Annotated in this window: 19 protein-coding genes, 1 other RNA gene and 1 pseudogene; 14 read left to right on the top strand and 7 right to left on the bottom strand. The window is 37.2% G+C overall.

Translation table 11 applies throughout. From position 1 onward, the window contains the following. The first annotated feature begins 1 nt into the window (after position 1). The 3 genes from eboE to ACPF9A_RS03060 are packed head-to-tail and all read left to right on the top strand — an operon-like array spanning position 2 to position 2,924. Positions 2-1,195 carry a metabolite traffic protein EboE gene (eboE, locus tag ACPF9A_RS03070; RefSeq protein ID WP_424001540.1) on the top strand — a complete coding sequence of 398 codons (1,194 nt, stop codon included), beginning with the start codon at positions 2-4 and terminating at the stop codon, positions 1,193-1,195. 1 nt (position 1,196) lies between these two features. Continuing rightward, positions 1,197-2,570: an alkaline phosphatase family protein gene (locus tag ACPF9A_RS03065; protein WP_424001538.1), complete on the top strand. Its 1,374-nt coding sequence runs from the start codon at positions 1,197-1,199 to the stop codon at positions 2,568-2,570. Between the two features lie 6 nt (positions 2,571-2,576). Next, positions 2,577-2,924: a transmembrane 220 family protein gene (locus ACPF9A_RS03060; protein WP_424001536.1), complete on the top strand. Its 348-nt coding sequence runs from the start codon at positions 2,577-2,579 to the stop codon at positions 2,922-2,924. Here the strand turns inward: ACPF9A_RS03060 and ACPF9A_RS03055 are convergent. After that, a pseudogene (locus tag ACPF9A_RS03055) lies at positions 2,919-4,785 on the bottom strand (DNA polymerase III subunit gamma/tau). The gene ACPF9A_RS03060 and the pseudogene ACPF9A_RS03055 overlap by 6 nt on opposite strands. A gap of 109 nt (positions 4,786-4,894) precedes the next feature. Between ACPF9A_RS03055 and rnpB the strand changes: the two are divergent. Then, positions 4,895-5,204: RNase P RNA component class A (gene rnpB, locus ACPF9A_RS03050), an RNA gene on the top strand. Between the two features lie 104 nt (positions 5,205-5,308). On the opposite strand, the gene ACPF9A_RS03045 is transcribed toward rnpB, so the two are convergent. Genes ACPF9A_RS03045 through ACPF9A_RS03035 form a run of 3 tightly spaced genes read right to left on the bottom strand, consistent with a single transcriptional unit; the run spans position 5,309 to position 7,309 of the window. Beyond that, positions 5,309-5,845, bottom strand: a complete 537-nt coding sequence (locus ACPF9A_RS03045; protein WP_424001534.1) for an RsmD family RNA methyltransferase — start codon at positions 5,843-5,845, stop codon at positions 5,309-5,311. Beyond that, entirely contained in the window at positions 5,845-6,681 is an 837-nt protein-coding gene (locus tag ACPF9A_RS03040; protein WP_424001532.1) for a DUF3822 family protein, read from the bottom strand. The genes ACPF9A_RS03045 and ACPF9A_RS03040 overlap by 1 nt, the downstream gene beginning before the upstream one ends. After that, positions 6,659-7,309 (bottom strand): hypothetical protein, encoded by a 651-nt coding sequence (locus ACPF9A_RS03035; protein WP_424001531.1) that lies wholly within the window; start codon positions 7,307-7,309, stop codon positions 6,659-6,661. Before ACPF9A_RS03035 ends, ACPF9A_RS03040 begins: the two co-directional genes overlap by 23 nt. Positions 7,310-7,410: 101 nt before the next feature. On the opposite strand from ACPF9A_RS03035, the gene ACPF9A_RS03030 reads away from it, so the two are divergent. The 6 genes from ACPF9A_RS03030 to ACPF9A_RS03005 all read left to right on the top strand — a co-directional run bounded on the left by ACPF9A_RS03030 (position 7,411) and on the right by ACPF9A_RS03005 (position 12,619). After that, positions 7,411-8,844 (top strand): ATP-dependent DNA helicase, encoded by a 1,434-nt coding sequence (locus ACPF9A_RS03030; protein WP_424001529.1) that lies wholly within the window; start codon positions 7,411-7,413, stop codon positions 8,842-8,844. A 61-nt stretch (positions 8,845-8,905) separates the two neighbouring features. Further along, positions 8,906-9,475: a DUF4126 domain-containing protein gene (locus ACPF9A_RS03025; RefSeq protein WP_424001527.1), complete on the top strand. Its 570-nt coding sequence runs from the start codon at positions 8,906-8,908 to the stop codon at positions 9,473-9,475. A gap of 26 nt (positions 9,476-9,501) precedes the next feature. Beyond that, the gene (kdsB, locus tag ACPF9A_RS03020; protein WP_424004407.1) at positions 9,502-10,215 is read left to right on the top strand and encodes a 3-deoxy-manno-octulosonate cytidylyltransferase; all 714 of its coding nucleotides are present in this window, start codon (positions 9,502-9,504) and stop codon (positions 10,213-10,215) included. Beyond that, complete coding sequence (locus ACPF9A_RS03015) at positions 10,206-10,904, top strand: HAD family hydrolase (protein WP_424001525.1); 699 nt, start codon at positions 10,206-10,208, stop codon at positions 10,902-10,904. The genes kdsB and ACPF9A_RS03015 overlap by 10 nt, the downstream gene beginning before the upstream one ends. A gap of 23 nt (positions 10,905-10,927) precedes the next feature. Then, the gene (locus ACPF9A_RS03010) at positions 10,928-12,037 is read left to right on the top strand and encodes an iron-containing alcohol dehydrogenase family protein (RefSeq protein WP_424001523.1); all 1,110 of its coding nucleotides are present in this window, start codon (positions 10,928-10,930) and stop codon (positions 12,035-12,037) included. Between the two features lie 51 nt (positions 12,038-12,088). Then, entirely contained in the window at positions 12,089-12,619 is a 531-nt protein-coding gene (locus tag ACPF9A_RS03005; RefSeq protein ID WP_424001521.1) for a 1-acyl-sn-glycerol-3-phosphate acyltransferase, read from the top strand. Between the two features lie 653 nt (positions 12,620-13,272). On the opposite strand, the gene ACPF9A_RS03000 is transcribed toward ACPF9A_RS03005, so the two are convergent. From ACPF9A_RS03000 to istA, 3 genes are all read right to left on the bottom strand, one after another. Further along, positions 13,273-13,521 carry a hypothetical protein gene (locus ACPF9A_RS03000; protein ID WP_424001519.1) on the bottom strand — a complete coding sequence of 83 codons (249 nt, stop codon included), beginning with the start codon at positions 13,519-13,521 and terminating at the stop codon, positions 13,273-13,275. 80 nt (positions 13,522-13,601) lie between these two features. After that, a complete protein-coding gene (istB, locus tag ACPF9A_RS02995) occupies positions 13,602-14,429 on the bottom strand; it encodes an IS21-like element helper ATPase IstB (protein WP_424001517.1) in 828 nt (275 codons plus the stop codon). A 39-nt stretch (positions 14,430-14,468) separates the two neighbouring features. Beyond that, the gene (istA, locus tag ACPF9A_RS02990; protein WP_424001515.1) at positions 14,469-16,019 is read right to left on the bottom strand and encodes an IS21 family transposase; all 1,551 of its coding nucleotides are present in this window, start codon (positions 16,017-16,019) and stop codon (positions 14,469-14,471) included. Positions 16,020-16,529: 510 nt separating this feature from the next. Between istA and ACPF9A_RS02985 the strand changes: the two genes are divergently transcribed. Genes ACPF9A_RS02985 through ACPF9A_RS02970 form a run of 4 tightly spaced genes read left to right on the top strand, consistent with a single transcriptional unit; the run spans position 16,530 to position 21,083 of the window. Continuing rightward, positions 16,530-17,264, top strand: coding sequence for a hypothetical protein (locus tag ACPF9A_RS02985; protein WP_424001513.1), 735 nt, complete (start codon positions 16,530-16,532; stop codon positions 17,262-17,264). 6 nt (positions 17,265-17,270) lie between these two features. Beyond that, a complete protein-coding gene (locus tag ACPF9A_RS02980) occupies positions 17,271-19,361 on the top strand; it encodes a TonB-dependent receptor (RefSeq protein WP_424001511.1) in 2,091 nt (696 codons plus the stop codon). 23 nt (positions 19,362-19,384) lie between these two features. Beyond that, positions 19,385-20,398: a sensor histidine kinase gene (locus tag ACPF9A_RS02975; RefSeq protein ID WP_424001509.1), complete on the top strand. Its 1,014-nt coding sequence runs from the start codon at positions 19,385-19,387 to the stop codon at positions 20,396-20,398. After that, positions 20,391-21,083, top strand: a complete 693-nt coding sequence (locus tag ACPF9A_RS02970) for a LytR/AlgR family response regulator transcription factor (protein ID WP_424001507.1) — start codon at positions 20,391-20,393, stop codon at positions 21,081-21,083. The genes ACPF9A_RS02975 and ACPF9A_RS02970 overlap by 8 nt, the downstream gene beginning before the upstream one ends. Positions 21,084-21,099: the final 16 nt, after the last annotated feature.

The raw sequence follows: 21,099 nt of genomic DNA, 5'->3' as shown, positions 1-21,099 counted from the left end.
AATGCAGCTAAAAGAAAATCTTCATTTAACCTATTGCACAAATATTCATCCTGGTCAAGATTGGAAAAGTACTTTTGAGAGTATTAAAAAACATGTTCCAGGTATAAAACAAGAAGTTTCAAAAGAACAGCCATTTGGTCTAGGCCTTAGATTATCTAACAAAGCCAGTGAAGAACTTGATTTGGATAATAACATGTCCGATTTCAAAAAGTGGTTAGATGCTAACAATCTATATGTTTTCACCATGAACGGATTCCCTTATGGTAATTTTCATGATGAACGTGTAAAAGATATGGTGCACGCTCCAGATTGGACCACTGATGATCGATTACGGTATACAAAACAATTGTTTCGTCAATTGTCGGTATTAATCCCTGAGGGAATGAATGGCGGAATTTCTACATCACCAATCACCTATAAATATTGGCATAAAACAGAAAGTGAAACAAAAAATGCTTTTCACGTAGGAGCTAAAAATATGCTAGAGGTTGCCAAACAGTTGTTCGAAATTGAGCAAGCTACAGGAACTTATTTGCATTTAGATATAGAACCAGAACCAGACGGATTGCTAGAGAATAGTGATGAAGTATTGTCTTTTTATTCAAACTACTTATTACCATTAGGAGCATCATATTTTAAAGAGGAATTAGGATTAGATCAGCAGGAATCAGAAGAGTTAATTAAAAAATACATCACGGTTTGTTATGATGTTTGCCATTTTTCATTGGCATATGAAGAACCTAAAGACACCTTTGCTAAGTTTAAAAAAGAAAATATACGAGTAGGTAAAATTCAAGTAAGTGCAGCATTAAAAATTCTTTTTGGTGGCGATAAGGATGAGGTTATTTGGGAACAATTGTCCCAATTTAATGAACCAACCTATTTACATCAGGTAACAGAGAAAATCGATGGCGAAGTAAAAACGTATAGCGATTTACCTCTGATTTTAGAGGGAGAAAGAAAGCACACAGAGCTTAGGGCACACTATCACGTTCCCATTTTCTTAGAAAAATATGGTGAGTTATTTTCAACACAAGACCATATTTTAAAAACGATGGAGTATATCAAATCTAACCCAGTATCAGAACATTTAGAAATAGAAACCTATACTTGGGATGTACTTCCTTCAGATTTAAAACAAGATTTATCAGTATCTATAATTAGAGAAATAGAGTGGTTTAAATCACACATGTAATATGAAAAAAACGGTAGTCATAAATGTAGTTGGGTTAACAAAGAGATTGATAGGTGAGCACACTCCGTTTATAAAATCATTTTTAGAAAAAGGTCAAACATCATACATAGAACCTGTATTACCAGCAGTTACATGTGCTGTTCAATCTACCTATGTAACCGGTAAATGGCCATCAGAGCATGGTATTGTAGGTAATGGTTGGTATTTTAAAGATGAATGCGAGGTCAAGTTTTGGCGACAGTCGAACAAGTTGGTAGAGCAACCAAAAATATGGGACGATTTAAAAGAGAAGCACCCTAATTTCACTTGTGCAAATCACTTTTGGTGGTATAATATGTACAGCACTGTAGATTATAGCCTTACACCAAGACCTAACTATTTAGCGGATGGCAGAAAAATTCCAGATGTATATTCTTATCCGGCAGCTTTACGTGACGAAATGCAAAAAGTATTAGGTACTTTTCCGTTATTTGAATTTTGGGGACCTAAGACAACTATCAATTCCTCTAAATGGATTGCAGATGCCGCTTTGTTGACAGATAAAAAGCACAATCCAGATTTAACCTTCATTTACCTTCCGCATTTAGATTATAACTTACAACGGTACGGTCTTGATTTTAAGATTATTTCAAAAGACCTGAACGAAATAGACGCTGTAGTAAAGCAATTGGTGCAACATTATGAAGCGTTAGATACCAGAGTGATTTTGCTTTCAGAATACGGAATTACAAATGTAAACAGACCAATTCATCTTAATCGTTTATTAAGAAAAGAAGGAATGTTGGCTATTCGTGAAGAACGAGGTTTAGAACTTTTAGATGCAGGAGCCAGTGATGTGTTTGCGGTGGCTGATCATCAAATAGCGCATGTTTATTGTAAGAATTCTAAAGATATTGAGCGTGTTGCCGAATTGATGAAGTCAATTGGCGGAGTAGAGAAAGTTCTTTATGGAGAAGATTTAAAGACCTATCACATTGACCATGAGCGTTGTGGTGATATTGTTGTGGTTGCAGATAAAGATTCTTGGTTTACATATTACTTTTGGCTAGATGATGCAAAGGCACCAGACTATGCAAGAATGGTAGATATTCATAAAAAACCAGGGTACGATCCAGTTGAAATGTTGACAGATCCAAAAGATAAATTTGTGATGGCAAAAGTAGTGGGTAAGCTACTTAAAAAGAAAATGGGCTTTAGAACTGTCATGAATATTATACCAATCGATGCTACTTTAATAAAAGGTTCTCACGGTCGGTTGACTGAAGATGTTGAAGATTTCCCCGTCTTCATAAGTAATCATGTAACGGGCGATAACGATCAGAAGGTTAGTGCAATACAAGTTCGTGATCTTATTGAAGATCACCTATTAAACTAAATTTAAATGAATCTATTATTTAAGATATTAGGGTATGTTTTTGCAGTCTTATTTACTGTCGGTGCGGTACTGCAATACAATGATCCAGACTCGTTAAATTGGATTATTATATACGGCGTTGCGGCTTTAATATCTTTATTATTCGCATTAGATAAAATTGGGTACATAGTACCGATGATTTTAGGTATACTCTCTTTTATTGGCTTCTTGTATCTATATCCATCAGATTTTCAAGGATTCGATTTAAATGATGGTGATATAGTTACCGTAGAGTTAGGAAGGGAAGCCTTCGGACTTTTAATAATTTCAATAGTACTGTTAGTATTTGCTTTTCGAAGTAAAAGAAGTTTATAAATACAAGTCGAACTCTGTTCTTAATAAATCGATAACAGGATTTTTTTCCCTCAATTTCTCGTATTTCTCTTCGGGCGTAAATGCAAACTTGGTTACGGTTGTTTCATTCACTGTAATTACTAAATGCACAAAGTGATTATTCAGTTTTGCACGTAGATATTCCATTAATTCGAACTGTTCACGCTCAATTTCCTTCTTCATAGTCCCGTCAGGAAGCTCAATATGAATAGCAAAATTCTCTTTTAGTTTCGGAATATCTGAATGAAGATTAGAAGCAAGAATCTTTTGACCTTTCTTATCAATGATTTCTATAAAACCTGCCCAGTGTTTACGTAGTTCTTCTTCCGTAAAATTATCTTTTGGTAAGTTGTTTTCATCAATAACAACTTCAATTTTATTAAGCTCATGTTGCTTTTTGGCATTTAAGCTAGAAATTGAAAGTCCTGAAACTCTTTTGGTGGGGCGATTAATAATCGGTTTTTTACCATAAGTAGTAGTTTCTGCTGGTGGTGCTTCACTAGTTTTTTCTAAAGTTTCTTTAGGTTTTTCTGGAGTTACTTGTGCTTTAGCATTTACTGGCGCCGGTTTTGATACTGCCGAAGTTTCCATTCCCTTATTGACAGTAACTATTTCTGTGGAAACCTCTACTTCTGATTTTATAGCAGCTGGATGATTTCCAGATATTGGTTTTACCTCAGATTCTTTAGTTGATGCTTTGGGTACTTGATTGTAAAATGCAGAAGGAGCAATAAAATCAATAGTCTGGTTATCGAGAGCTACCGATTCAGGATTTTTTTTTTTCTCCATCAAAATCGATAGAGGCAAGTTTCATAAGAGTTAATTCAACGAGCAAGCGTTGATTCTTACTGGTTTTATATTTTAAATCGCAGTCGTTCGCAATATCTAATCCTTTAAGTAAAAAATCAGGAGATGTTTTTTTGCTTTGATCTCTGTATAATTGTTGTGCAGCTTCCCCGACTTCTAAAAGTGTAATAGTATCAGGGTGCTGGCATACCATTAAATCTCTAAAATGTGATGCTAAACCAGATATAAAATGGTGTCCGTCAAATCCAAGAGATAGGGTCTTGTTGAATAATAACAATAACCCTGGTATATTATGTTCTAAGATTAGATCTGTAGCTTCAAAATAGGTGTCATAATCTAATACGTTTAAATTTTCGGTAACTGCTTTACGAGTAAGCTCAGAACCAGAAAAGCTAACCACTCTATCAAAAATTGATAAAGCATCACGCATGGCACCGTCAGCCTTTTGAGCAATAATGTGTAAAGCATCTTCTTCAGCTTTTACGCCTTGGCTTTCTGCAATATATTTTAAGTACTCGGCAGCATCTTTAACGGTAATTCTTTTAAAATCAAATATTTGACATCTAGAAAGAATCGTCGGTATAATCTTATGCTTTTCGGTAGTTGCTAAAATGAAAATAGCATGCTTTGGCGGCTCTTCTAATGTTTTAAGGAATGCGTTAAAAGCAGACTGAGACAACATATGCACCTCATCAATGATATAAACCTTGTATTTACCAATTTGTGGTGGTATGCGTACTTGATCAATTAGATTACGAATATCATCGACCGAGTTGTTTGAAGCGGCATCAAGTTCAAAGATATTGAAAGCAAAATCTTCATTTTCTTGTTCGGTACCATCAGAATTTATCTGTTTGGCCAATATACGAGCGCAGGTGGTTTTACCAACACCTCGTGGTCCGCAAAACAATAATGCTTGAGCTAAATGGTTTTGGTCTATCGCATTTTGTAAAGTATTGGTTATAGATTGTTGACCCACAACATCTTTAAATGTCTGGGGTCTATACTTTCTAGCCGATACAATAAATGGTTCCAAATTGCTTCTTCTGTTTATTCTAATACAAATATAATTATAGCCTTTAATTCTACAGAGAATTAAGAAAAGAGATCATCCTTAGTTATCAACAATTGCAGTACATTTGCGCTCAGCAGGCCACCTTATCGCTGCCAAGTAATTGGGAGAGGAAAGTCCGGACACCATAGTGCAGTATAGCGGGTAACGCCCGTCCGCTGAGAAGTGAGGACAAGTGCAACAGAAAGCAAGTACAGTTCGGCTGTAGTGAAACCAGGTAAACTCTATACGGTGAAACGTCATGTAAATCGGTGCTTAAGGGCTGCACGCCCAAGCCGAAGGGTAGGCGGTTCGAGCTCTGGGGTAACCCATTGCCTAGATAAATGATAAGGAATTCTGAATTTTTTCAGTCTACAGAATCCGGCTTATGGCCTGCTTTTTTTTTAATTATAATGCAAAACTAATATTAGAGTCATCATATCAACTCTAAGCGTAGTCGAAGTGTCTTTTTGCATTTTTATGAGCTTATTCAGTTTTATTTTGAATTTTACTTCTCAAAAAAACTAAAAACACTTCCTCCGTATTTTCTTGAGTTTTTATAATGTGGAAATTCAGCTAAGCTGGTACGGTTAGAATGTTCAATAATTAAAACTCCGTCTTCTAAAAGAAGATCATTTTCAAAAACTAATTCTGGTAATTTTTCAAAATCGCTAAGTTCCATATCGTAAAATGGATCAGCAAATATGATATCGAATTTTTCCGTATTTCGTTGTAGAAAACTAAACACATCACTTTTTAAAGTGCGAACGTTCATTTCTAGCATTTTAACCGTTTTGTCTATAAATTCTATACATCCGGTATCTGCATCTATGGCTAGAACATCATCAACACCTCTCGATGAGAACTCATAACTTATATTGCCGGTACCGGCAAAAAGGTCAAGAACTTTCAAATCTGGAAAATAGTAACTATTGTTCAAGATATTGAACAAACTCTCTTTGGCCATATCTTTTGTAGGCCTTACAGGTAGTTTTTTAGGAGCCATTAAATGACGTCCTTTATGTTTTCCTGATATGATTCGCATTATATAGTATTAATAAGGGTGAAATCTATTGTACTAGTTGAAGTCTCACCAAGTTTAAGCAATTGAGAAGATGATGGCTCAAAAATGCTGATATTTTGAATGTATTTATAACACAATTGATAGATTTCATCGTCTTCCTCGATTTCTCCGAATAGTTTAACCTTAACTGTCTTAGGGTCTAATTCTAACTGTTCCAGAACAAATAACAAATAGTAAGCGAAATCTTCTTTGGTGTTATATTTAAAGCTATTGTATAGTAGAAGTTTACGTTGGTTTAAAACGGTTATATCTAATTGATTTTTATTTACATGCGCAAAACAAGTCGTTTCTTGCTTCTGTGTTTGGTTGTTTAATAATGACTGCAAAAGAACAGTACCATTGTGCATATAATCGAATTCGCCAAATAGTTCATAAATGTAATTATTGATGTTTGTATAGGGAACATACACATTTACAAGCTCATGATTTTCTACCTCGTCATAAGCCAAAACATCATTAGCCAATACCCTGGTATTGAATTTAAGATATTCGTTTAAATGATTTTGGTTGAATAGGGATTTGGGCACTAAACCAAATAGGGTATTTCTATGAACAGCAATAACTTCATCAAATTGCATGTTTTCAATATCATGCTTTTGAAATAGTTTTTGCAATTCATCTTTAACGAACATGGGGTTTTTTTCTTCTGAAAAATCGACCCTATCAGAAATCAATAATTTTTGCGAAACAGTATCTGCTACACAAAAAGAAAGTCCATTCAAGCTAACCTGAATGGACAATTTCTTAAAATTTTTATCCGCTATATTTAAGCTACTATTTTTTTTCTTTTTTGTCATAAATAGGAGGCCAGTTACCGCTAGTACTTACGTCTACTAAAGAACCAACATATATTGAAGGTCCGTTAACTTCTTCTACACTTAATGCAGCTTTTTCACGAGCTAATAAATCTTTCGGCTGATCATAAAGAACAACATCTTTATCAACTTTAGCTTCGAAAACCGGAGCTTTATAGCCACTCTTTTCTACAAATGCAGCTTTCATTGTAAATTTCTCGCCGTTTACAGCTGTTGGTACATCCATTAAGGTCTTGTATCTATTGTCTGTTTTAAAAAGTGAATCTTTTACTGAAACAGTACCTAAGGTGTCAATAATCTTTACTTCTTTCAACAAATCGATACCAAATTCCTTATCGAATTCCATATAAGAAGAATCTCTCTGTTGCGTAATTACATATTTACCGGTGTCGATAAAACGAATAAGACTATTAAAGTCATTCGCATATTTGCCATTAACGGTTTTGTAAGCTTCTTGAGAATTTCTAATATCTTTTAATTTGGCAACTACTTGCGAAAAACGTTCTTCTTTTACCTCTTTAAATTTAATTGGTCCAGTAATGGAGTTATAAATAAGGTATGCAAAAGCGATACATCCAATCCAAAGTAAAATTTGTATAATGGTTTTCATTTCGTATGTGTTATTTTTATTTAGTGGTCTTCACAAATCTACAATTTTTTTTTAATCGTAAAAGTTTTTAGGCTAAAAATCATCTTTATCTTTGAAGGCACATGAAACCAACAACTCCTGCATCATTCTATAGTATACTAGAAACTAAATTTCCACACACACCAACTGCCACACAATCAGTGGCTTTGCAAAAATTGGCAGAGTTTACGCTCTCTTCGGTTAAAGATGAAGTTTTTTTATTAAAAGGTTATGCGGGTACCGGTAAAACGACCTTAATTGGCACTTTAGTTAATAGTTTATGGAAAGTTCAGAAGAAAGCTGTGCTAATGGCACCTACTGGTAGGGCGGCAAAAGTGATGTCGAACTATTCAAAAACGCAAGCATTTACTATCCATAGAAAAATATATTTTCCGAAGAAACAAAGTGGTGGTGGAATTCAGTTTGTTTTAGCGCCCAATAAGCACAGAGATACATTATTTATTGTAGATGAAGCTTCTATGATACCAGATACGGCTGCAGATTCAAAATTATTTGAAAACGGTTCGTTGTTAGATGATTTAATGATGTTTGTTTACTCGGGGCATAATTGTAAGTTGCTATTAATAGGAGATACAGCGCAATTACCACCGGTACATTTAGTATTGAGTCCGGCTTTAGATGGCGATAAACTTTCATTGAATTATAATAAAGAAGTTGTTCGTTTAGAATTGAATGAAGTAGTTAGGCAAGCTGGTGATTCAGGTATTTTGGCAAATGCGACCTTATTAAGAGAGCAGTTGCAAAGTGATTTTTTCGAAGATTTTAAGTTTGATGTTGGTCTCTTCACAGATATAGTACGGTTAATAGATGGTAATGAAATTCAAGAAGCAATAGATAGTTCTTATTCAGAAAATGGAAAGGAAGAGACGGCATTTATAGTCCGCTCTAATAAAAGAGCAAATTTATATAACCAAAATATTCGCGAACGCATATTGTTTTTAGAAAATGATATAGCAGTAGGCGATTTTATGATGGTGGTCAAGAATAACTACTATTGGTTAAAACCAAATTCTGAAGCAGGTTTTATAGCAAACGGAGATATTTTAGAAATTTTAGAAATATTCGATATCAAAGAAATCTACACCTTTAAATTCGCAGAGGTAAAGGTGAAAATGGTCGATTACCCAAATATGCCACCGTTCGAAACCGTTTTATTATTAGATACTATTGCAGCAGAATCTCCGTCGTTATCTTATGAAGATGGTAATAGACTGTATCAAGAAGTAATGAAAGACTTTGCTCATGAGAGCTCAAAATATAAAAAGTTTTTAGGCGTAAAGAATAATAAATACTTTAACGGGTTACAAGTAAAATTCTCGTATGCCATAACCTGTCATAAATCTCAAGGGGGTCAGTGGAACACTGTTTTTGTAGAGCAGCCCTACTTACCTAACGGAATTGATAAGGAGTATTTAAGGTGGTTGTATACAGCAGTTACAAGAGCAAAAAATAAATTATACCTTATCGGCTTTAAAGATGATTTTTTTCTTGATTAAGAAAAGTTTATTTTAGTGATTATTCACCTAGTAAAGTATTTTTCAAATAGTTAATATCATTATGACGACCGATACAGTTTTAAGTATTTTTTTAGGGATAGGGCTAGCCGCTTCGGTAGGTTTTAGGGTGTTTTTGCCCTTATTTGCATTGAGCCTAGCCTCATATTTCGGAATATGGGAACTAAATGATAATTGGCAGTGGATAGGAAGTTTGGTGGCTGTTTTAACCTTAGGGGTTGCAACATTATTAGAGATATTCGCCTATTTTATACCTTGGTTCGATAATTTATTAGATAGTATAGCGGTGCCATTGGCTGCAATTGCCGGTACGGCAGTAATGGTATCTACCGTTGCCGATTTAGATCCTGTTATAACATGGTCGCTAGCAATAATAGCTGGGGGCGGTACTGCCACCGCAATAAAAGGCGCCGGGGCAACAGGTCGTTTAGCGTCAACGGCAACGACAGGTGGGTTGGCTAATCCGTTGATTACTACAGTAGAAACGGGTACGGCGGTAGTGGTATCGGTAGCATCTATTTTTGCACCTATCTTAGCGGCCGTTTTAGTAATAATAATTTTGGTAATTATTTTTAGAATATATAGAAGCCTACGACCAAAGGCTAACACTTAATTCAGAACTAGTTGAAGAAAATAGCAATGATACCTGCCCGTTATGCGGCATCAAGATTTCCTGCGAAATTAATGCAAGATTTGGCTGGTAAGCCCGTCATTTTAAGAACATATCAAGCTGCGGTACAAACCAAATTATTCGATGAGGTATATGTAGTAACAGATAGCGATATAATTTATGAAACGATAACTGCTGCAGGCGGTTTGGCTATAATGAGCCAAAAAGAACATGATTGTGGTAGTGATCGTATTGCAGAAGCGGTTATGCAGATGGATGTTGACATAATCGTAAATGTACAAGGTGATGAGCCGTTTACAGATAGAGAAAGCTTAGAAGGGGTAATGAAGGTTTTTGAGGATGATATTCATAAAGAAATTGATCTAGCCTCTTTAATGGTTAAAATTACGGATGAACAAGAAATTAATAACCCGAATACTGTAAAGGTAATAGTGGATAATAGAAATTTTGCACTATACTTTTCTAGATCACCAATACCATACCCAAGAGCAAAAAGTGAAAACACGATATATTACAAGCATAAAGGAATATACGCATTTAGAAAAAGTGCTTTAATGGATTTTCAGCGACTACCAATGCTACAATTAGAAGCGACAGAGAAAATTGAGGCCATACGATATTTAGAATATGGTAAGAAAATAAAAATGGTAGAAACTAATGTTCAGGGAATAGAAATAGATACTCCAGAAGATTTAAAGAAAGCACAAGCAGCATGGAAATAAATTTTGACGGAATTACCGTAATAGGCTTTGATGCTGATGACACATTATGGGTAAATGAAACCTATTTTAGAGATGCTGAAGATAAATTTGCAGATCTTTTAGAGAAATACGAAACTAAAAATAAGATAGATAAAGAGCTTTTTAGAACAGAAATAAAGAACTTAGATTTATATGGTTATGGTATAAAAGGCTTTATGCTTTCTATGATCGAATGTGCTCTGGATCTATCTAATAATGAAGTGTCGACGGAAACGATAAGTGCCTTATTAGACTTAGGGAAAGAAATGATTACCCAGCCAGTGGAATTATTGGAAGGAGTAGAAGATGTTTTAAAAAGTTTAAAAGATAAGTATCGTTTAATTGTATTGACCAAAGGGGATCTTTTGGATCAAGAGCGAAAATTAGAACGATCAGGGCTGTCAGCGTATTTTCATCATGTAGAAGTATTGAGCGATAAAAAAGAAAAAAATTACACTGATCTACTTGAACATTTACAGATAGCGTCAAGTGAATTTTTAATGATCGGTAATTCACTGAAATCAGATGTGTTACCATTGGTAGAAATAGGGGCAAGGGCAGCTCATGTACCTTTTCATACGACATGGGAACATGAAGAAGTAAAAGGACCTATAGAAAATAAAGGGTATATAACCATCTCTACTTTGACAGATATTTTGGAATACGTTTAATGAAAATGGAAGTAAAAAAACAAATGGCATTAAAAAAAATACCTACTAAAGCTTCAGAGGAGTTTAGAAATTTTCCGATGGTACCTAGGGTTGTCTATGGTAAAGGAAGTTTTAATACCCTAGGTGATATTTTAATGTCGAAAAGGAAGCACTCAGAGGCACCTATGATATATTTGGTAGACGATGTTTTTGAGAATACCGAACTTATTGATAGAATTCCGAGTATTTTTTGTGATAAGGTTATTTTAATTTCTGCCGAAGAAGAGCCAAAAACTGAGCAGGTGGATGCTTTAGTAAAAATGATAGTAGAGAAGTATACCGAGTTACCATCAGGTATTATTGGTATTGGAGGTGGTACTTTGTTAGATTTGGCAAAAGCAGTAGCCATAATGTTAACCAATAAAGGTAGCGCATCAGAATATCAAGGGTGGGACTTAGTGAATAAACAATCTATTTATCATGTAGGTATACCGACCATAAGTGGTACAGGCGCAGAGGTATCGAGAACCACGGTATTAATGGGTCCGGAAAAGAAATTAGGTATAAATTCAGATTTTACCACTTTCGATCAAGTTTTATTAGATCCTGAACTAACGAAAGGAGTGCCAAAAGATCAATGGTTCTATACAGGTATGGATTGCTATATACATTGTATTGAGTCACTTAACGGTACATTTTTAAATGCGTTTAGTCAGAGTTATGGCGAAAAATCTTTAGAGCTTTGTAAAGAAGTTTTTTTAGAAGACATACCAGAATCAGAAAGTAGAGAAAAGCTGATGATGGCATCTTGGCATGGTGGTATGAGTATCGCATATTCACAAGTAGGCGTAGCACATGCCATGAGCTATGGTTTAGGATATGTTTTAGGTGTAAAACACGGTATGGGCAATTGTCTTGTTTTTCAATATTTAGAAGAGTTTTATCCTGAGGGAGTCATGATTTTCAATAAAATGCTTTTAAGACATGAAATTGAATTGCCAAAAGGAATTTGCGCTAATTTGACAACTTCTGAAATGAATACGATGATTTCTGTAGCAATAAGTATGGCCCCTTTATGGGAAAATGCTTTAGGTGAAAATTGGAAGTCCATTATAACTCCCGAAAAGCTAGAGGCTATTTACAGAAAAATTTAATATAAGATTTCTATATCTAATTAGTTGGCTCGTAGCCAGCACATTTATATTATGCAGAAAATAGCAAAATTTATCTATTTCAAATTATTAGGATGGAAGCTAAATGGCGAATTTCCATCACACTTAAATAAATTTGTGGCTATTGTTGTACCGCACACAAGCTATTGGGATTTTCTTCTAGGGTTATTAGTTCGTGAGGTCTGGAATGAGGAAATTAATTATATAGGAAAAAAAAGTTTATTTGATTCTCCCATTGGTTGGTTTTTTAGGTGGGCAGGCGGTGCGCCTATAGATCGTTCTAAAACAAACGATACCGTAAAAGCGACTGCACAGATATTCGAAGAAAGGGAAAAATTCAGGTTATCACTTTCCCCAGAGGGTACCAGAAAGAAAGTAGAGAAATGGAAAACAGGCTTCTATTATATAGCTAAAACAGCCAATGTACCCATAGTATTGGTAGCTTTTGACTACGGCAAAAAAGAAATAAAAGTCTCAGAACCATTAATACCTAATGAAGATAAAGATGCTGATTTTAAAAAGTATCATGCTTTTTTTGATGGGGTTGAGGGAAAGCATAGGTGAGAGATAATGTTATTTAATTTTTAAATTCCAACAACAAATGTTCATTCAGCGACAGTAAAGTTGATTAACTAGTTAAAACAAAAAAAGGAGACCATTTCGGTCTCCTTTTTTTATATATTATATTGAAGTTTACTCTTCCATCGAGTGATAAACATACTGTACATCATATTTTTTAGTTTAAATATTTGATTTACAGTAAATTATAAATATAATTATTAATATTTGTTCGATATTTGTTCGAAACTAGGGTGTTAATCTGTTCAAAAATGGAATTCGTTTACTAGAAAATCAAAATTGCAAAAGAACCTATGGGTTGTAAAGGTTAAAAAGTATTACGAGTAATTCATAAATTCCTTTTAAACAAATTTACGTAAAATATGGTATTTCTAGAATTGATATAGGTGCTTTTTGAAACTCAAAAAGAATCTTTGAATTACCATAATGCCACCTATTTCGGTCAAACAGTGCCACTTTAAATCATCCTTTATTTGAACTTTAGTTTTGGACTAGGGCTTTTCATATGAGGTTTTATTGTAACCAGTATTTTATTCAATTTGTCGGTCAGTTTCTCTGTTAATTTTGATTGAAGTCGCCATAAGTTTTTTAAATCTCCCACGATTAATTCAATCTACAATTTTGGAATTCAAAATTGTTCACTTTCTAGATTTCAATTCACCCTTAATTTTTTTCATATTTCCAAAGTTAATTGGAATAATTGCACTTAAAACTATTGGAACTGCAATCAATGAGCTGAAAAATTCGCGCTCTTGTCTTGTGTAGAATATATTATATAAACATAATAAGAAGCTAGTTCCCAAAATTATAATCAGTGCTCCTGTTACTATTTTCATTCCTTTTAATTCCGATTCAAGCTTTTCGGTCGTTTTTTCATTTAAATTCATTCTCCATATTTAGGTTGGGCAATATTGGTTACAACGCGTATATATTCATAATTATCATAATTTACAAAAAAGTTACTCCGTTACGACGAGCTCAATGGTATTGTGGATATTCCGATGATGCTGACCCCCGTTCCGGTCATGTTGACCCCTCTGTAGATTTTGGTCTCAAAAAGATAGGATATGACAATATTACAGTTTTTTCTTTGACTTTCCCCTTTGAGTTCTATCCGGTGCGACGTATGCACCAATCGATCTAAAATTGCATCGGCAATGGTAGCTTCCCCGATTATATTGTACCAGCTTGCCACGGGCAGCTGGCTGGCAATGATGGTAGATGCCCTGCCGTGCCTGTCCTCGATTATCTCCATAAGGTCCATCTGTTGTTTTTTGTCCAGGTTCGCCAGTCCAAAATCGTCCAGGATCAAGAGCCCGGTCTTTGCGATCCGGTCGAAGAGCTTGAACGCGCTTCCGTCCAACCGTGCCATTTTGGTCTTGACCAGAAGTTTTTGGGCGTTGAAATAGATGACCTTGATCCCCTGGGAGCAGGCCCTGTGGCCCAATGCGGAAGCAATAAAGCTCTTGCCGCACCCCGTTGCCCCCGTAATGAGCACGGACTCTCCCTTGGCGATATATCCCCCGGTGGCCAGTTCCGTTACCTGGGACTTGCCCAGCCCCCTGTCGGCCCCGAACCGGAGTTCCTCCACGGTGGCACTGTACCTGAACCTGGCACTTCTTCTCAGGCGTTCGAAGCGTCTGTCGGCACGGTCCTCGGCCTCGGCCTGAAGGAGTATCTCCAGTCCCTCGGTCAGGGACAGGTCGTGGTGTTGGCGCGTTTCCATGAGGGCGTCCCACCGGGAGGACATTCCGTGCAGGCGCATCTGTTTCATTCGTTCTTCGATGTTCGTCATAATATATCCGTTTTAAATTAATGTTCGTTCCTTTATGTGCTATTCGTAGGAAGAGGCGCCCCGTATATTATCGTGTTCGGGCAACGGGGTATCGGGCACCTGGTCGGCGGCGCCCGCCATTTTGTTCTCCAAGATCCGTTTCAGGAAGCCATAGGAGTAGTTGGCATGTTCCATGGCGATGCCGCAGGCCTTGATGAACTCGTCGTGCCCGGTCAGTTTGGAGAGCTTCAGTATCCCCTCGCAACTTCTGTACAGCTGTTCGGGATATCTGTCCTGTCCGAACAGGGCCTTGATATATTGGTAGAGTTCCTCGGAGTGGCCGTATCCCTTCTGCATGTAAAAGGTGGGGCTGCGCTTTTTGTAATATTGGTGGTGGGAGCACAGGTGCTCCTTTTTGGTGGTGTACCCGGATTTTTTAAATCCCCTGGGGTGCACGGCGAGCAACTGTCCGTTATCGCCAAATATCCGGACGATGCTACGGGTATAGATCACCCTGGTCCGTTCGCCGATGTGCGTGTAGGGTACGCTGTAGTAGTGTTTGTCGCTGCCGAGATAGATATGGTTGTTCTGGGCCACCTTCAGGCTCTTGTAGTATTTGACCTCGAAGTCCGTTGGCGGCAGGGGCTGCAGGGCATGCTTTTCGTCGGCAATGAACCTTTCCTCCCTTGAATATTCCTTGCGCTGCATCCGGGTCTGGTTGTGGGCGTGCATCCTTTCCTTTATAGCCTTGTTCAACGAGGCAAGGTCGAAGAACTGCCGGTCGCGCAGTTTGGCATATACGCGGCTATAGACAAGCTTTACCTGGTTCTCGACAAGGGCCTTGTCCTTCGGTCTGCGTACCCTTGCCGGGGTCACGGTGGTACCGTAATGGTTCGCAAGGTCCTCCATCACCTTGTTGATACCGGGCTCGTACCGACTGGCCTTGGTAACGGCGGACTTCAGATTGTCGGGGACAAGGGTCCGGGGTACCCCGCCCATACCCTTGAGGCAGCATTGCAGTGCATGTATAAGATCATCGGTCCTCTGGCTCGGTACCGCCATCGCAAAACCAAAATCCGAATACGGCAGGCAGGCCACAAAGACCTGCACCTCGATCTCCTCCCCGGTCCCCCTGTCGATATGGGACAACGGCCTGCCGGCAAAATCGATGTAGAGCTTGTCCCCGGGACTGTGTTCCAGTACCGTGGACGGCTTCGCTGCGATACGGTGCCTGTGCAGTATCTCACAGAACTGGCTGTAGGAATAATGATCGTCGGGACGTGCCTCCCTGTACTCCTCCCACAGCAGCTTACGGGTCACACCGGTCCTTTTCAGCTCCTTGGCGTAATGGCCCAATTGCGTCTTCAATAATTCATGGCGCGGATCCCTGTACGCCGGGTTGCCCGGGAACAGGGCCGCCTCGAGCTCCGGATCTTCCATGGCAAGGAGCGCGGCCATGGGGGCACGGCCGACCTTCACCTTGTTTATATAGCTCTTTACCGTGTTCTTGCTCACCCCGAGGGCCCGGGCGATCGTCTTGTGCCCCTTGCCCCGGTGGTGCATCCTCAATATCTGTTTTACTAGGCTCATACGTTTCGGTTTTCCTGCCATGAAGTATCTTTTGATGGTTAAATACCATCAAGGAAACCAAAATCGGATAGCCGAAGGGGGGGGCAACATGCTCCAGATTCCTGTCGGACCGGCCCCAGGGGGGGTCAGCTTGCTCCGGAACCATGCGCCCGATCACTCTCGAAAAAGTGATCTTGAACCAAAATTCGGCTATCTTTTTATTGTAGGGGGGTCAGCATCCGACAGAACGGCAGGTAGAATATGCCGTTGAATGCCGTGCTTTTGAGGGGGTCAGCTTAGTCCAGATTATCCAGTTCGAAAATCTGGAAAGGAAAGACCCCGAATGCGAACCGGCGCAGCGGTTCGCTCGAAGTCTTGGAGTGAAAGATTTTTGAACTTCCGTGGGGACATGGGCGAACAAATCATCATATTCGGCACTAAAAAGAAGCTTATACCAAAAACAACCAAACTCCTACGCTTTTTTACAGTTTACATATTTTTCTAGACGAGCAAATACTTTCTATATATCTTTCATATTCAAAATACAAAACCATGAAAACAAATATTATTTTTTGCATCTGCTTAGTTTTTTTTTCGCTTACAACAACTGCGCAATTCGAGACAAGAATCATTCAAGAAGAAATCAATGCTATATGGAATGAAAATAATTCCGATAGGATCACAAAGTTAAATGAGTTATTGAAAAATGCGCCTTCTAAATTGGATGGTATCGATACCGCCGAATCAGACTATTGGATTGCCTACCTTCATTATAAAACTGGAATTTCCTATTTATCTGATGATAAGGAAAAAACAAAAGAACACTTTACTAAAGGCATAAATATTTTAGAAAAAATTGAGAAACCCAATACCGAAACCCTATCCTTGGAAGGAACTCTCAATAGCACAATGATTAGTATTCAAAGTGATAAAGCCTGGGCCTTATCTCAAAAAGCAGGTGAATTATTCGAAAAAGCAATAAAGTTGTCAGAAAAGAATCCAAGGGCCTATTTAGGTTTGGGCAAAAGTGATTTCTACAAGCCAGCGCAGTACGGGGGAGGCAAAAAGGTTGAAGCTTACTTGAAAAAAGCGATATCTTATTATGAGGAACAGGAGAAATCAGAAAAAAAAGGACCATCGTGGGGTAAGGATGAGGCATTTTATTTTTTATCAGCCTTTTACTCCAAAAATAACCGCGATAGAGATGCTAAGTTTTACAACAGTTTGGGTCTAAAAGAATTTCCAAAAAACATGGTCCTATTAGCACAAAAAGAAAAGTTAAATTGAGTGAAAATGTTCCGCCTATCATTACTTTTTTTATTATTACCCATTACTTTTTGGAGCCAGACTACTATCACAGGTGTGGTTAAGAATAGGAATAAGCCAGTAGAACTTGCAAACATTTATATTGAGAAAACATTGGAAGGCACTTCTTCCGATAAGGATGGAAAATTCTCCTTCTCAACTGAGCTAAAAGGAAATACCACCTTGGTCATCAGTAGTTTGGGCTTCGAAACATTAGAAAAAAATGTCGAAATAGGTAGCGAAGAACTTTATCTTGAAATTTTCCTGAAAGAAGAGGACAATAAGTTGGATGAAGTAGTTATATACGCAGGTACATTTGAAGCTAGTGAAAAAAAAGCAACTACAATACTACGCCCTCTTGATATCGTAAGAAACCCGGCGGCAAGCGCAGACGTATTTTCTGCACTTCAAACACTTCCTGGTGTCAGTGCTGTAGGAGACCAAACAGGAGTATTCGTGAGGGGTGGTGAGGCGACGGAGACCAAGACATTTATAGATGGCGCGCTTGTAACTAATCCTTTTTTCAGCAGTGTGTCCGAGATTCCCGCAAGAGGACGATTCAATCCGTTTTTATTTCAGGGAACAATTTTTAATACAGGAGGATATTCCGCGGAATACGGTCAAGCGTTATCTTCCGTCATATTATTGAACACTAAGGATCTCCCATCAAATGATATTCTCACATTTGATTTGAATATCGCGAGTCTTGGCGGTTCAATAACCCGAAAACTATCAGAGCGAACTTCATTTTCTGCTAATCTTAGCTATACAAACCTGTCTCCCCTTTTCGAAATTGTACCTCAAAACAGAGAGTGGCTCACAGCACCTACCAATATCGAAGGCATTCTTTTCCTAAAACATAAGAATAAAAATGAAGGCATTTTTAAAAACTATCTTCAATACCAAAATGGAAGAATTGGACTTGATCTGCAAAGCCCATCTAACACCGCTGACAATCAAGAAATACAGAATAGAAACCAGAATTTTTTTTTCAACAATTCGTTTGAGGGTTATATCGGTAGTAATTGGAAAACTCTCGTAGTAACGGCATTCAGTTATGATGAAGATAAAACGGGTTTAGGAAATGACAATGTAGCATCCGAAGAATTCTTGGCGCAAAGCAGACTAACTGTAAAGAAGAACATTAGCTCTGGTTTTACGCTAAAAACCGGAGGCGAAATAATTGTTTCAGATGGGACTTATTCTTTTAACGAACTTTCTGCAAACATAAGGAATGCACTTTCTGCTTTATACTTGGAATCTGATTTAAGGTTAAGCAAAACAATCTCAGGAAGGATAGGTATTCGGGGAGAATATAGCTCACTTTTGGATTCTTGGAATCTAGTACCAAGGATTTCTTTATCCAAGAAGATTGGCAAATCCTCCTCTTTATCTTTGGCATATGGTAATTTTAGACAAGTTCCTGAGCCAGAAATTTTGAGAGAACAAACCAAAAATATAGATTTTGAAGGCTCACAACATATCATATTGAACTATCAATTGAAAAATGAGGGCCATACTTTCAGAATCGAGGGATATTTTAAAGACTATTCTTCATTGGTAAGGGAACTACCTGAAAATATTTATGAGAATTCAGGTTCTGGCTTTGCACGGGGTATCGATATCTTTTGGAAAGATGAAAAAACAATACCGAATTTATCATACTGGATTTCTTACTCATTTTTAGACTCGCAAAGGTTATATAGGGATTTTCCGATTGAGGCGACACCCACTTTTGTTGCAAAACACAATGCAAATTTTATTTCAAATTATAAAATTGGAAAAAAAACAACTTTAGGGGCTTCATATACTTATAGTTCAGGCCGTCCCTTCATAAATCCAAACAATCCCTCATTTTTGAGTGATCGAACACCTGATTTCCATAATATTAACTTTAATGGTAGTTTATTGAGCAATATATTCGGAGATCTTACTGTTTTCTATGCTTCCTTGAGAAATCCGTTTAACTTTAGGCAAGTATTCAATTATCGGTACTCTGATAATGGGACATCGCGTGTCGCAGTCAATCCTGCCAGCGATTGGTCGTTCTTCGTGGGAATGGTTATAAATATCAATTAAACGATACCATAACATTTAATGATTTGAAAAAAGAAGGCTTATATCATATTATATTTTGGCTTGCCTATCTATTACTGTGGAGTGCGCAAGATGTAATCTATTTTAATGACTTTGGTGCCGTGTTGAAACTAAACACGTTTACCCTGCTACCACTTTTAGCAATTGTATATCTTAATTTGTATTTTATTGTACCTCGTTTTCTATTTAAGAAAAAGTACACGCTCTACATACTTTTTTTATGTTTATTCATCATAACAATTACTGCCTTATCGGTTGCAAACCACTATGCTTATTTCAATTTCATAGTTAATAACCCTAGAATCGGCGACTTTTTTATCTCTACCGAAGGTTATCTTGCAATTCTCACGAAAATTCTAGTTTTAGTGGGGTTTTCAATGTCGATTTTTCTATTAAAGGAACGTTACTTTAGGGAAAAAATCCTTGAGGATATTAGCAAAAAACAGCTTGAAGTCGAACTTCAGCTCCTAAAGGAACAAATTAACCCTCATTTCCTATTCAATAGTTTGAACAGTATTTATATGATGTTGGAAAAGGATGCCGAGATGGGCAAAGAAATGTTACTCCGCTTTTCCGACATCTTGAGTTATCAACTACATGAAACAACGGAATCGAGGATACCACTTGAAAAAGAACTTGAGAATATCGGCAACTACATCGGCATAGAATCAATTCGACATGGAAGTTTGGCCACAATCAATGTTGATTGCATCGATTATTCTGGCAATTTGGTTATTTCGCCAATGTTACTGTTACCCATCATTGAAAATGCATTCAAACATAGCCCTAGTAGTTCGCCTTACCTTATATCAATTTTTATTAGATTGAATAAAGAAAACCTCCTAACTTTAAAGGTAGAAAATAGTATTGGCAGTAAACTTGGAAAAAAAACCTCAGGAATTGGCTTGGCTAACGTGATGCGTCGGCTAGAATTGGTATATCCTGAGAAGCATGAACTGATAATTACTCCTTCAGATGAAAAATTTATGGTCAAAATGAAAATTTGGTTAGATGATTAGTTGTGTTGTTGTTGATGACGAACCTATAGCCGCCGATGGCTTGAAGAGCTATATAAAACAAACCCCGTTTTTGAAGTTTGTTCGTGCTTTCAACTCTGCTATAAAAGCTATTGACTTCTTGCAAGAAACGGAGGTTGATTTATTATTGTTGGATATTCAAATGCCAGAAATAAACGGTATTGAACTTCTAAAATCCCTTAGCAATCCTCCAAAAGTTATTTTCACTACTGCTTATAGAAAGTATGCGTTTGAGGGTTTTCAATTGGATGCGGTTGATTATTTACTGAAACCTATTGATTATAAACGTTTTTTAAAGTCAATAAATAAGGTATTATTATACAATACCAAAGACGATTACAATGAAGCCATCTTTATCAAATGTGATGGGATAATCACCAAGGTTATCATATCTGATATTCTATATGCTGAAACGGCAAAGGATTATGTGATAATTTATACTGATAAGCGAAAATATATGTCGCTTTTCTCTTTGAAACAACTTGAAGCCTTTCTGCCAACTAACCAATTCTATAGGGTACATCGTTCATATTTTGTAAATCTTAAAAAAGTAGATAAGATCGAAGGTAGTCTTCTGCATATTGGCCCATATAAAATCCCCTGTAGTCGAACAAGTAAAGACTTTGTAACCTCATTAATCTTGGGCAATAGATTCATTCAAAGATAGCGGGCATTCCAAGAAT

It is taken from the genome of Maribacter sp. IgM3_T14_3, assembly GCF_049603095.1.
In the GTDB taxonomy this organism is placed as follows: domain Bacteria; phylum Bacteroidota; class Bacteroidia; order Flavobacteriales; family Flavobacteriaceae; genus Maribacter.
This window is presented reverse-complemented; position numbering and strand designations above follow the sequence as displayed.

Coding starts and splice junctions, on each gene's coding strand:
- eboE (WP_424001540.1), top strand. CDS start 2: ATGCAGCTAAAAGAAAATCTTCATTTAACCTATTGCACAAATATTCAT.
- ACPF9A_RS03065 (WP_424001538.1), top strand. CDS start 1,197: ATGAAAAAAACGGTAGTCATAAATGTAGTTGGGTTAACAAAGAGATTG.
- ACPF9A_RS03060 (WP_424001536.1), top strand. CDS start 2,577: ATGAATCTATTATTTAAGATATTAGGGTATGTTTTTGCAGTCTTATTT.
- ACPF9A_RS03045 (WP_424001534.1), bottom strand. CDS start 5,845: ATGCGAATCATATCAGGAAAACATAAAGGACGTCATTTAATGGCTCCT.
- ACPF9A_RS03040 (WP_424001532.1), bottom strand. CDS start 6,681: ATGACAAAAAAGAAAAAAAATAGTAGCTTAAATATAGCGGATAAAAAT.
- ACPF9A_RS03035 (WP_424001531.1), bottom strand. CDS start 7,309: ATGAAAACCATTATACAAATTTTACTTTGGATTGGATGTATCGCTTTT.
- ACPF9A_RS03030 (WP_424001529.1), top strand. CDS start 7,411: ATGAAACCAACAACTCCTGCATCATTCTATAGTATACTAGAAACTAAA.
- ACPF9A_RS03025 (WP_424001527.1), top strand. CDS start 8,906: ATGACGACCGATACAGTTTTAAGTATTTTTTTAGGGATAGGGCTAGCC.
- kdsB (WP_424004407.1), top strand. CDS start 9,502: ATGATACCTGCCCGTTATGCGGCATCAAGATTTCCTGCGAAATTAATG.
- ACPF9A_RS03015 (WP_424001525.1), top strand. CDS start 10,206: ATGGAAATAAATTTTGACGGAATTACCGTAATAGGCTTTGATGCTGAT.
- ACPF9A_RS03010 (WP_424001523.1), top strand. CDS start 10,928: ATGGCATTAAAAAAAATACCTACTAAAGCTTCAGAGGAGTTTAGAAAT.
- ACPF9A_RS03005 (WP_424001521.1), top strand. CDS start 12,089: ATGCAGAAAATAGCAAAATTTATCTATTTCAAATTATTAGGATGGAAG.
- ACPF9A_RS03000 (WP_424001519.1), bottom strand. CDS start 13,521: ATGAATTTAAATGAAAAAACGACCGAAAAGCTTGAATCGGAATTAAAA.
- istB (WP_424001517.1), bottom strand. CDS start 14,429: ATGACGAACATCGAAGAACGAATGAAACAGATGCGCCTGCACGGAATG.
- istA (WP_424001515.1), bottom strand. CDS start 16,019: ATGGCAGGAAAACCGAAACGTATGAGCCTAGTAAAACAGATATTGAGG.
- ACPF9A_RS02985 (WP_424001513.1), top strand. CDS start 16,530: ATGAAAACAAATATTATTTTTTGCATCTGCTTAGTTTTTTTTTCGCTT.
- ACPF9A_RS02980 (WP_424001511.1), top strand. CDS start 17,271: ATGTTCCGCCTATCATTACTTTTTTTATTATTACCCATTACTTTTTGG.
- ACPF9A_RS02970 (WP_424001507.1), top strand. CDS start 20,391: ATGATTAGTTGTGTTGTTGTTGATGACGAACCTATAGCCGCCGATGGC.